This window comes from Sphingomonas sp. R86521 (assembly GCF_042466235.1).
In the GTDB taxonomy this organism is placed as follows: Bacteria; Pseudomonadota; Alphaproteobacteria; order Sphingomonadales; family Sphingomonadaceae; genus Sphingomonas.
In genome coordinates this window covers 1,938,972-1,950,475 of record NZ_JAXHBY010000001.1, presented here as the reverse complement: position 1 = coordinate 1,950,475, position 11,504 = coordinate 1,938,972, and the positions used below count along the sequence as shown (strand labels likewise).

Below are 11,504 nucleotides of genomic sequence, written 5' to 3'. Positions count from 1 at the left end.
ACCCTATGCCATCCCCGCCGAACCTCACAGCTTGAACCGGACGCCGACGCGGTAAGTCCGGCCGAGCAGGTCGTACAGCGACTGGTTGGTCGACGGCGTCGCATACGCGCTACCGGCGGGCCCTTGCGCGACCACCGGCGGATCCTTGTCGAACAGGTTGGTGACGTTGGCGAACAGTTCCAGACTGCGGTCGCCCATTGTGATCGCCTGCGACGCGGTGGCGTCGAGGTAGAACGCGCCATCGATATGGTTGTCGTTGATCGTCCGGTTGGTGACGGTCGAGACCGGGCACGCCGTCGTGCATTCGACGAAGCTGGTGTCATAGACCCCGGCGCTCACCCCCCGCCCGATCAGCGTCAGGTCGGTGCCCCCGTTGCTGTAGCTGCCCCGCACCCGGTACAGCCATTTGGGGGTCCCGCCGGATGCGTTCTGCCCGACGGTATCGGTCGGCGCGTCGATGCCGTTGTTGAAGTAGTTCTTGATGTAGCGTGTCGCCATCGCCCGCACGGTGACGTCGCCGGTCCCGACCGGCACCCGGTACGAGCTCTCGATATCGAGCCCCCTGGCGCGTTGCTGCGCGAAGTTGAACGGGCTTTCGAACACCTGCAGCGTGCTGCCGAACGCGTTGGGCCCGCGCACGATCGCGGTGCAGAACGCCTCCACCCCCTCGTTGCAGCGATCGACGATGGTCTGCGCCGCGACCGAACCGATCGCGTCCTGGATCTTGATGTCGTAATAATCGACCGACAGCGCGAACCGCGGCAGGAACCGCGGCTGCAGCACGATTCCTACGCCCCATTGGTCGGCACGCTCCGGATTCAGCAGCGGGTTGCCGCGGGTCGTGCCGGCAAAGCTCACCGACGCGTTGTTCTGCGACGAATCGATCAGCGTGTTGATGCGCGTCGACCCGGCCGTGTAAAGCTCGCCGAGGTTGGGTGCGCGGATGTCGCGCGAGCGTGTCGCGCGCAGCCGGATGTCGGGGATCGGCTCGAACGTCACCCCCGCCTTCCATGTCGTGACATAGCCGGACGTCGAATAGTCGGTCGCGCGCACCGCGCCGTTGAGGTCGAGCCCCTTGATCACCGGCACCAGCAATTCGAGATAGCCCTCGGTGACGTCATAGCGGCCGAAGGTGGGCAGGAAATTGCCGACGAACCAGCCCGACTGGAACTCGGTCGCGACCGAGCCCGACACCTTTTCGCGGCGATGCTCGCCCCCGATCGCGACCGACACCGGCCCCGCCGGCAGCCTGAACGCGTCGAACGAAAGGTTCGCGGCATAGACGTCCTGTTCGAACTTCTGGCGCCGAAACGGATTGCCGATCACATAATCGAGCGCGGCCTGGCTCGCGACGCCGATCCCCATCCGGTTGAGCGGGACGCAGCCATTCGTCGGCGCGGTCAGCGTCGAACGGCAGACGATCGTTCCCGCCGCGACGCCGATCGCATTGCCTGCCGGCGCGAACACCGCATCCTGCGCCAGCGCCAGCCGCGCGGTATTGGTGATGTCGCGCGCCATCTCGCGCGTGCGGCTGATCCCCTTCTGGTAATAGACGTCCCAGCGTGCGTTTCCTGCGAACAGCCCGAACTTGCCGTTCGCGCCGAGGACATAACGCTGCACCTCGCGCTCGGTATCGTTCTTGCGGATCGGCAGGTCGGCGTTGGTGGTGCCGAGCGTGAACTGCGCGATGTTGCGCGCTACAAGGTCGCTCCGCACCGAGGCCGGGATGAAGGCGTTGTCCGACCGGATCGTGATGTTCCCCTGGTTCGGTTGCACGCCCAGCCAGCCCAGGTTCTGCGACTTCGCATAGGATGCCTGGCCGAACACGTTCAGCCACGACGCGACGTCGAAGCTCAGCCGTCCGAACGCGCTCTTGCGGTTCTCTGCCGGGTCGAGCGACTGCAGCCCGTTGACCTGCGTCGCCTGCCAGTCCCCACCGATCTGCCACGGATCGCGCACGGTGCCGAAATTATACTGGCTGACCTGCCCGCCGACGCCGAACTGCGTGCCCCGGAGCGCCGTGTTGGTGATCACCCCGCCCCGCGTCGCCTGGCTTAGACCCGCATTCGCCGTGACCAGCCGCTCGGGCTGGCCGTTGCCCGCGACGTAGGCAGGGTTGTTGATCATGTACCAGCCGCGGTTGTTCCAGTCGCGAGGCACCCCGTTCAGCCCGTCGCGGACCGCGATCTCGCCGTTCAGCAGCAAGTGACCGCGGCCGCCTGCGAACCCGGTGCCCGCGGTCAGGCTGAAACGCCGACTGGGCGCGTCGCCATAGTCGGTGATGCCGTATTCGGCGGCGCCCTTGATCCCCGAATACTCCTTGTCGAGGATGAAGTTGACGACGCCCGAGACTGCGTCGGAGCCGTAGGCCGCAGACGCGCCCCCGGTGACGATCTCGACGCTCTTGATCAGCCCTTGCGGGAAGGTGTTGACGTCGACCAGCCCGCCCAGCGTCGATCCTACCGATCGCTGGCCGTCGAGCAGCACCAGTGTCCGCGCGGTGCCCAGCGAGCGCAGGTTCAGCGCGTTGACGCCGGCGTTGCCCGCGCTGATGTTGAGGTTGGAATTGGCGGGCGTCACGCTGCCGACCAGCGACGGGATGTCGTTGACGAAATCGGCGACGTTGGCGGGCGCACTGGCCTGGATGTCCTCGCTGTTGAGGACCGTCAGCGGCGTCGGGGCGCGGTACCCGTCGCGCTGAATCCGGCTTCCGGTCACGGTGACCTCTGCCGGTTCGGCTGCCTCCGCCGAAGCCGTCGGCGGAGTGTCCTGTGCGAAAACAGGTACGCTCCATGCGAACGCCATGGCCAGCGTCGATGCGGAGGCGATCCATCGTGATCCGGTCATTGCAGTTCCCCTTTTGATTAGACGTGCAGATCCCGTTCGGTCGCCGGTCGTTGCCGACGACATCTCTCCTGCTTTTTCCGCCCACCTGTTTTCAGGGCCCACCTGTTTCAGGGTCGTCGCGGTCGTCATGAACTCAGGGCGTGCCCCAGAAACCGGGCGACGGCGGCGAGAGCACGCCGTCGACGCCGCGAACCCCGCCCGGCAGGTCGGCGGACAGCCACAACGGACCGTCCAGGTCGACGAACGACGACCGCGCCGCCACGATCAGCGCGGGCGCGATCGACAGCGACGATGCGATCATGCTGCCGGTCATCACGCCCAGCCCGGCAGCGGCCGCGGCGTCGGCGAGCGCGAGTGCGCCGCTGAGACCACCGGTCTTGTCTAGCTTGATATTGATGACCTGGTATTTGCGGCGCAGCGCGGCGACATCGCCAGCGACGTGCGCGGACTCGTCGGCGGCGATCGGGACCAGCGGCGCGAAGCCGTCCAGCGCATCGTCGGCATCGGCCGGCAGCGGCTGTTCCAGCAGGTCGATCCGCAGGTCGACAAGCAACGGCTGGAGCCGTTCGACCTCGGCGATGGTCCAGCTTTCATTGGGATCAACGATCACCCGCGGTCCCGGTGCCGCGTCGCGGACGGCGCGAATCTGGCGTTCGGGATCGCTGCGATCGACCTTGATCTTGATGAGCGGAACGCCGGCCAGCGCGCGCGCCGCGATGCCCATCGTCTCCGGAGTATCAAGCCCCACCGTCATCGCGGTCGCCGTCGGCCCGATCGCCGCGACGCGCAAGATGTCGGTCACCGCGCGGCCTTCACGCTTGGCTTCCAGGTCCCACAGCGCGCAATCGACGGCATTGCGCGCGGCACCGGCCGACATCAGCTGCTGGAGCTCGGCAAGCGTCGCTCCCTCCTCGATCGCCCCGCGGACCGCCGCGATCGCGGCCAGCGCGCCCTCGACCGTTTCGCCGTAGCGCGGATAGGGGACGCCCTCGCCGCGACCGACGACGCCGTCCTGGGCGATCTCGACCGTCACCACCTCCGCGACGGTCTTGACCCCGCGCGAGATGCGGAACGGCGTGGCTAGCGCGAAAGCGTCGCGACGCGCGACGAGGGTTCGAAGCATGCGTTGATCCAGTCGATGATAGGGTCGACGCCCATTGCGAAGGGGTCGGTGCAGGGCAGACCGAGCAGGTCGGATGTCTCGGCGCACAGGCGTTCGGCCTGCGCGGGCGACAGCTTCGAGGTGTTGAGCGCGACGCCGACCATGCGGACATGCGGACTTGTCAGCCGCGCGACGCTCAGGTTCGCGTCCATCGTCTCCCTCAGTCCCGGCATCGCGTAGTGCGGCAGGCCCCGCATGTGCTCGCGGACGGGATCGTGGCACAGCACCAGCGCATCCGCCTGCGCGCCGTGCAGCAGCCCGGTCGACACCCCCGCAAAGGACGGGTGGAACAACGACCCCTGCCCCTCGATCAGGTCCCAGCCGTCATCGTCGCGCGCCGGCGAAATCTGCTCGATCGCGCCGGATATGAAATCCGCCACCACCGCGTCCAGCGGCACGCCGTCGCCCGCTATCAGGATGCCGGTCTGGCCGGTGGCGCGGAAATCGGCGGCCATCCCGCGCGCGCGCATGCCGCGTTCCAGGCATAGCGTGGCGTACATCTTGCCGACCGAACAATCGGTGCCGACGGTCAGCAGCCGGCGACCCGCGCGTGGCTTGCCGTTGCCGATCGGCAGGTCGGGGCGGGGATCGCGGACATCGTGGAGCAACCGGCCGTGCTGCTTCGCCGCAGCGACCAGCGTCGGTTCGTCGCGCAGCCGGTTGTGCAGTCCGGACGCGACGTCCAGCCCGGCCTCGATCGCGGCGATCGCATCGCGGACCAGATCGTCGCCCAGCTTGCCACCGGCATTGGCGATACCCAGCACGAGCGTCTTCGCGCCCGCTGCCACCGCCTCGGCGAAGCTCATTCGCGGCAAGTCGAGCGTCAGGCCGCAATCGTCGTGACGGAATTCGCCGACACAGGCCTCGGGTCGGAACACGGCAAGCCCCCGCGAGGTCTTGATGCCGACCTCGTCGTTGGAATGGCCGAGATAGAGTAGGTACGGACTGCGGATCATCGAAAACCTCTCGGTTCATGTGCCGCAGACTATGGCCATGGTAACGGAAACACGCCCGTTCGATTGCGCGCCCGCGACATAACCGCGGGTTATGTCGGTATCAGACGGCGGGCTCGAAGCCGGCCAGCCTAAGCGCGCCGTCGATGGCGTCGCCCAGCGGCTCGCTCAGTCGCTCGACGGTGCGCGCACGCAACCACGGGCTGATCCGCGGCGCCAGGCCGCCGACCAGCGTGCAACGCGCCACGCCGCGCGCGAAAATCGTCTCGATGAAGCGTTCGATATGCTCCGCGGCATCCTCGACGATAGACCGCGCGATCGGGTCGTTGGCCTCGGCATAGTCCATCACCAGCGGCGCGAACATGCCATAGTCGCGCGGCGTCGCTTGATCCATCCACGCGATCGCCTTGGCGGTGTCGTGGTCGAAGCGTTCGGTCACCGCGGCACTGAGCGGGGTCTGCCGCGTCCGGCCATCGAGCGCGCGCAGCGCATGCCGCATCGCGCTGAGCCCCAACGCCGCCGCGCTGCCTTCGTCGGAGATCGGGAAGCCATAACCGCCGATCGTGAAATCCTGCCCGCCGATCCGCAGTTTCGCCGCGCTGCCCGTGCCGATGATCAGGATCGCGCCATCCCGCCCGGCATGCGCGCCGATATTAGCGATCTGCGCATCGGTCGCGAACGCGGTCGAGGCGAACCCGAAATCGAGCGCCTCCAGCGCCTCGCGCATCCCCAGCCGCGTGATCCCTGCGATCCCCATCCCGGCGCGGATCGTGGCGCGCTCGGCCGGTGACAGGCCGGCTTCGGCGATGGCCTGTGCCGCGGTCTCCATGAGGGTGGCGTAGAGCGCCTCGATCCCGATACGCGCGTTCGCCGGCCCCGATCGCCCCTGCCCGATCACGACGCCCTGCGCATCGACCAGCCGCGCGCGGCAATTGCTGCCGCCCGCGTCGATCCCGAGGAAATAGGCGCCACCGGTCATTGGGTCTGAACCTCGTCGTCGGTCATCAGGTCATCGCCATCGATCCAGCGGACGATTTCGCGCGCGGCGGGGTGGTCGATCGCAGCGTAACGCGTCCGCAACCGCACAGCACGGGCGCCCAGCCGCTCATGCCCGACATCCTGCAGCGCCGGCAGATCCTGCTGCAACACCGCCGCGAACTCAGCGCCGAGCAGCTGCCGGGCGGCGGCGGCAAAGACCGCGCCATACGAATAGCCGTCACCCTGCGCATAGATCATCGGCAGCGTCAGCGCCGGGATGCACCCCAGATGCGCCTGGATCGCCGGGTTGATCGCATGCCCCGAGACGTGCCCGGCGATCCCCGCCGGCCGCCCGGTAAAGCCACGCAGGTGCAGGAACCGCGACATCCGCGAACCGTCGTTGACCGGATAATTGTCCCATAGGCAGACCGGACGCCCCAGCTCGCCAGCGACCCGCGCCAGATGCGCCGGGCCGATCTCGCGCGCGCAGACCTCTTCGCCGGTCCAATACACCTGCACCGCCGGATCGAGCAGCCGCCCGAGATCGTGGAGATACCCGTCCGGGCGCTCGCCGAACACCAGGTCCAGCACCGGATCGTCCGAATAATAGGTCGGGCAGGTATAGACCCGCGTTGCCCGCGTCAGCCCCGCGCACATGTTGACGATATCGGCCTGATGCCGCGCCAGATCGGGAAGGTCGCCGCGCAGATCGTCGAACAGCACCGCCAGATCGTCGATCCCGATCGCGTCGAGGTCGGCGATGCGCCGCGCCAGATCGACGCGCGTAGCGTCGTCGAACGGATGGCTCGCGCCCACCGGCGTGATCGCGATCCCGAACCGCAGCCCCGCCGCGCGGCATTCCGCCGACAGCCGGGCCAGCGCCGCGGTCTGCGCGGCATCATGCCCGACCCGCCAGTCGCGCCGCAGCGCCCGGTCGGCCTTGGGCCCGTAATGGTAGAAACCATATCCGGCCCCGGCCAGCGTCGCCACCACATGGCTGCGCTCGGCTTCGCTCCAGAGCCGGCCGAACCGTCCCTCGATCAGCCCGAGATCGGGTGTCATGCGCAATGCTCCTCTCGCGATCCACCGATCCAGGTCGCACGGACGCGGCGGTCGGCACCCAGGTGGACCAGGTCGGCGCGCAGCCCCGGCGCGATCGTGCCGGTCTCGTGCTCGAGCCGGAGGAACCGCGCCGGGTTGCCACTCGCCATCCGCGATGCCGCGACCAGCCCGCAGCCGAGCATGTCGACCGCGTTCCACAGCGCGTCGACCATCGTCAGCGCCGACCCCGCCAGCGTGCCGTCCGGCCCGCGACAGGTGCCGTCGACCGCCGCGATCTCGCGCCCCATCAGCGTGAACCGGTCGCGCGTGCCGCCCACCGGCGGCATCGCGTCGGTCACCAGCATCGCGCCGTCGATACCCCGCGCCGCCAGCGCCACGCGCAGCGTCGCGGGATGGACGTGCAGCCCGTCGACAATCAGCCCGAAATGGCTCGCACGGTGCTCGAGCGCGGCACCGACCATGCCGGGATCGCGGCTGAGAAACTGGGTCATCGCGTTGAACAGATGCGTGAACCCCGCCAACCCCTCGGCCAGCGCGGCGCAGGTCTGGTCGTAATCCGCCAGGCTGTGCCCGGCACACACCAGCACGCCCGCATCGGCCAGCGTCCGCACCGCACCGTGCGGCGCGAGTTCGGGCGCTAGCGTCACGATCCTCCGCCCCGCGCTCGGCGCCGCCAGCCGTGCCAGCACCGCGTCGTCGATCGCGGCGAACCGCGACTGATCGTGGATACCCTTCTTGGCGACGTTGAGATGCGGCCCCTCGATATGCACACCGAGCACCCCGGGGACCCGCGCCGCCAGCGCATCCTCGCCCGCGACGATCGCGGCGTCGACGACGTCGGGGTAATCGCTGATCAGCGTCGGCAGCAGCCCCGTGGTGCCGAACCGGCGGTGCGCCGCGGCGATCGTGCGGATGCCGTCGATATCGGGCCGGTCGTTGAACAGCACGTCGCCGCCGCCGTTGACCTGCGTATCGATGAACCCCGGCAGCAGCCAGCCACCACCCAGGTCATGGACCACGCAGTCATGCGGGATGGTTTGCGGGGTCACCACGCCGACGATGCGGTCGTCGTGGATCAGCACCGCCTGCCCCTCGACCACGATGTCCGTCAGGACGATATTCGCGCCCACCAGCGCCTGGATGGTCATCGCGCACCCGTCATCTGGCCGGCGTCCGGGTATGCGCGTTCCCTACATTCCGGGGTCGCGTCATACGGCGCGCACGATATCGGAAATCCTCGACGGGGCGGCGTTGCGACGGCAATATCGGGATGGATCGAACTCATCGTACGAATAGATACCAGTCGAGGCTAACAGGCAAGTGGCATTCGATTGGTCGTGCGTTACCCGAAAGCCGCCGTACGGGCCAAGCGACATGAAACGCGGCAAGCCCGGATTCGCCCGTTTTATCGCAAAATCATCCAGCGGCACACTTGATACCATTTCTAATACCACATCTTTACACGTCGATGACAGGTATGCATAACGCCCCGCAGCCAGCCGGGGCATCGTAACGACGATCGCGCTTGAGCAGGCCACGAACGGATCAGGGGACAGCGAATGGTAAAGTCGTATCGACACAGCGCAGCGATGGCAGTGCTCGCCTTCGCCCTTGCCCAGGCCCCCGGCATCGCGATCGCCCAGACCGCGCCCGTAGCTACGCCACAGGACGGTGCCACTCCCGCCGCTGCCCCCGCCGATCAGGACACGACCGACGTCGTCGTAACCGGCACGCGTATCCCGGTCCCCGGCCTCACCTCGAGCAGCCCGGTTGCATCGATCGGCGAACAGCAGATCAAGCTGCAGTCCGCGCTGACCATCGAGGATTTCTCGACCAAGATCCCGCAGCTGTCGGGCGGCGTCCGCCAGGGCTCGCAGGGCAGCGACGCGTTCGGCGCGCAGGTCCTCGAACTCCGCAACTTCGGCCAGAGCCGCTCGCTGGTGCTGATCGACGGCACCCGCGCGGCACCGTTCAGCTTCCGCAACTCGGTCGACGTCAACGCGATCCCGGCATCCCTGATCAAGCGCGTCGACGTCCTGACCGGCGGCGCCGCCGCGGTCTACGGTGCCGACGCGGTCGCCGGCGTCGTCAACTTCATCCTCAACGACGATTACGAGGGCATTCGCGGCACCGCGACCAGCCGCCTGTCGGTCAATGGCGGCGCGCAATATGGCGGCTCGCTGATGCTCGGCACCGCGCTTGGCGACCGTGGCAACATCGTCGTCGCTGCCGACTACACGCAGCGCGACGGCATCCGTGCCGGCCAGCGCGACTGGGCGGCGACGCCGAACCAGACCATTCCCAGCATCGGCGGCGTCTTTACCGACGTCGCGAGCGGCCGCCGCTTCGGTTATACCGATGACGGTGCGTTCACGACCAACCCGTCGGCGACTTCGAACGTCTCGGCCAGCTATCCGTTGATCTCGCCGCTGAAGCGCATCAACGTCGCCGCCCTGTTCAAATACGAGATCACCCCGCAGATCGAATATTACGGCCGCGCGATGTACACCAACACGCGCACCGAAGAGACCGGTACACCCGGCGCCACCCCGGCCTCGGTCAGCCGTGTCGTCTCGATCAGCCAGACCAACCCGTTCCTGACCGACGCGATCCGCAACCAGCTGACGTTCGTCAACGGCGCGGCACAGGTAAACGTGTCGCGCTCGCTCGCCGAACTCGGGCTCGTCACCTACGAAACCGAGCGTAACACGCTGCAATTCCAGTCGGGCCTGCGCGGTCCGCTGACCGATGCGACGCGCTGGAACATCTATGCGCAATATGGCCGCTCGACCGAGAATTCGCTGATCCGCGGCGATGGCCTGGTCAACAACGCTGCGGGCGCCAACAACTTTGCGTCGATCGTCAACACCGTCGACATCTTCGGCCCCCGCCGGCCGGGCTTGGCGAGCGCGCTCGGTAGCACGCTGAACGGCTTCAACCGCAAGCGCGACCAGTTCGTTACCGCTGCGACGATCAGCGGCACCTCGGCCGACCTGTTCTCGCTGCCCGCTGGCCCGATCGGCTTTGCCGCCGGCGTCGAATATCGCCGCGAAACCGCGAGCATCGACCAGGACAGCGCGCTGCTCAGCGGCAACTCCTACCGCCAGGGCGTCCAGGCCGCGTATAGCGGCTCGTTCGACGTCGCCGAGCTCTACGGCGAAATGCTCGTCCCACTGATCCACGACACCCCGCTGATCCGCAAGCTCGACATCGGCGGTGCGTATCGCCTCTCCGACTACAACCTCTTCGGCACCCACGGCACCTGGAAGGTCGAGGCGAACTGGGAAGTCGACCGCAACCTGCGCGCGCGCGGTACCTATCAGCGCGTGCTGCGCACCCCCAATTTCGGCGAATTCGCTGCCAGCACCTCGTCGCTGCCGTTCAACAACCTGGTCACCGTCGACCGCCTGAAGCCACGTTATGGTGGCGATCCGTGCGTGATCGGCACGGGCAATGCCGCACAATGCGCACGCTTCGGCGCACCGGCGGTCGGGTCGACGAATTCCACCGCCGCCAGCTACCTGACCGGCAATTACTATTACGGCGGCAATCCCGATATCAAGCCGGAGACCGGCTACACCACCACCGCGGGCGTGGTCTTCACGCCGACCTTCATACCCGGGCTCAATGTCACGGTCGACTGGTACGAGCTCGATCTGCGCGGCGCGGTCGGCGTGATCCAGCCGATCGCGGCGATCACCAGCTGCTACGTCACCAATCCGACCGCGAGCAATCCGCTGTGCGGGCTGGTCACGCGCAACGCGAACGGGACGTTCAAGGACGCGTTCGTCAACAACCAGAACCTCGGCCGCCTGCTTCAGCGCGGGCTCGACATCACCGCCAGCTACACGCTGCGGGCCGACTGGCTGCCCGGCAAGGGGCTCCGCGCCAGCTATCAGGGCAATATCGTCACCTCCTACATGATCCAGGCCAACGCGACGGTCGCCGGGATCCAGTGCAAGGGCACGTTCGGCGCGACCTGCTCCAGCGACGGCACCACGCTGGTCCAGCCGGCCTATCGTCACACCGCGGGCCTCGGCTGGCAGTTCGACGGCGGCGTGATCCAGTTCGACTGGCAGCGCATCGGCAAGGTCAAGTCGAGCGCGGTCGGGTCGACCGAGACGCTGTCGGCGCAGAACACCTTCGACCTCTCGGCGTCGCACGACTTCACCGACGTGATCACGATGAGCGCCGGCGTGTACAACATGTTCGACAAGGCCCCGCCGCGGGTGTCGTCGGGCGGCGTGTTCAACACCTTCCCCGACACCTACGACATCCTGGGTCGCACGATCGGCTTCTCGCTGACCGCACATATGTGATCGGCAGCGCGCTGTGCTGCGCGCTAACCCCACCAATCCGTCATCCTGACGAAAGTCAGGATCCAGAGCCCCACCAGACAGCGTTTGGGGCTCTGGATCCCGGGTCAAGCCCGGGATGACGGATAGGCCGTCAGGATGACGGTCGATAAGATGATGTCCCTTCCCCGCCCTACGGCCGGAGTT

General features: G+C 67.5%; 7 protein-coding genes. 1 reads left to right on the top strand and 6 read right to left on the bottom strand.

Going from position 1 to position 11,504, the window contains the following annotated elements; translation table 11 throughout:
* Positions 1-24: 24 nt before the first annotated feature.
* From SJY20_RS09040 to nagA, 6 genes are all read right to left on the bottom strand, one after another.
* A complete protein-coding gene (locus tag SJY20_RS09040; RefSeq protein WP_380786421.1) occupies positions 25-2,847 on the bottom strand; it encodes a TonB-dependent receptor domain-containing protein in 2,823 nt (940 codons plus the stop codon).
* A gap of 133 nt (positions 2,848-2,980) precedes the next feature.
* Positions 2,981-3,970, bottom strand: coding sequence for an N-acetyl-D-Glu racemase DgcA (gene dgcA / locus SJY20_RS09035; protein WP_380786419.1), 990 nt, complete (start codon positions 3,968-3,970; stop codon positions 2,981-2,983).
* Complete coding sequence (gene dgcN / locus SJY20_RS09030) at positions 3,928-4,965, bottom strand: N-acetyltransferase DgcN (protein ID WP_380786417.1); 1,038 nt, start codon at positions 4,963-4,965, stop codon at positions 3,928-3,930. Before dgcN ends, dgcA begins: the two co-directional genes overlap by 43 nt.
* A gap of 100 nt (positions 4,966-5,065) precedes the next feature.
* Positions 5,066-5,941 (bottom strand): BadF/BadG/BcrA/BcrD ATPase family protein, encoded by an 876-nt coding sequence (locus SJY20_RS09025; protein WP_380786416.1) that lies wholly within the window; start codon positions 5,939-5,941, stop codon positions 5,066-5,068.
* Positions 5,938-7,002, bottom strand: a complete 1,065-nt coding sequence (locus SJY20_RS09020; protein ID WP_380786414.1) for a beta-N-acetylglucosaminidase domain-containing protein — start codon at positions 7,000-7,002, stop codon at positions 5,938-5,940. The genes SJY20_RS09025 and SJY20_RS09020 overlap by 4 nt, the downstream gene beginning before the upstream one ends.
* Complete coding sequence (nagA, locus tag SJY20_RS09015; protein WP_380786413.1) at positions 6,999-8,150, bottom strand: N-acetylglucosamine-6-phosphate deacetylase; 1,152 nt, start codon at positions 8,148-8,150, stop codon at positions 6,999-7,001. Before nagA ends, SJY20_RS09020 begins: the two co-directional genes overlap by 4 nt.
* Positions 8,151-8,561: 411 nt before the next feature.
* Between nagA and SJY20_RS09010 the strand changes: the two genes are divergently transcribed.
* Positions 8,562-11,321: a TonB-dependent receptor domain-containing protein gene (locus SJY20_RS09010; RefSeq protein WP_380786411.1), complete on the top strand. Its 2,760-nt coding sequence runs from the start codon at positions 8,562-8,564 to the stop codon at positions 11,319-11,321.
* Positions 11,322-11,504 lie beyond the last annotated feature (183 nt).

Bases quoted from the DNA above. Each gene is read 5' to 3' on its own strand.
- SJY20_RS09040 (WP_380786421.1), bottom strand. From the start codon at position 2,847: ATGACCGGATCACGATGGATCGCCTCCGCATCGACGCTGGCCATGGCG.
- dgcA (WP_380786419.1), bottom strand. From the start codon at position 3,970: ATGCTTCGAACCCTCGTCGCGCGTCGCGACGCTTTCGCGCTAGCCACG.
- dgcN (WP_380786417.1), bottom strand. From the start codon at position 4,965: ATGATCCGCAGTCCGTACCTACTCTATCTCGGCCATTCCAACGACGAG.
- SJY20_RS09025 (WP_380786416.1), bottom strand. From the start codon at position 5,941: ATGACCGGTGGCGCCTATTTCCTCGGGATCGACGCGGGCGGCAGCAAT.
- SJY20_RS09020 (WP_380786414.1), bottom strand. From the start codon at position 7,002: ATGACACCCGATCTCGGGCTGATCGAGGGACGGTTCGGCCGGCTCTGG.
- nagA (WP_380786413.1), bottom strand. From the start codon at position 8,150: ATGACCATCCAGGCGCTGGTGGGCGCGAATATCGTCCTGACGGACATC.
- SJY20_RS09010 (WP_380786411.1), top strand. From the start codon at position 8,562: ATGGTAAAGTCGTATCGACACAGCGCAGCGATGGCAGTGCTCGCCTTC.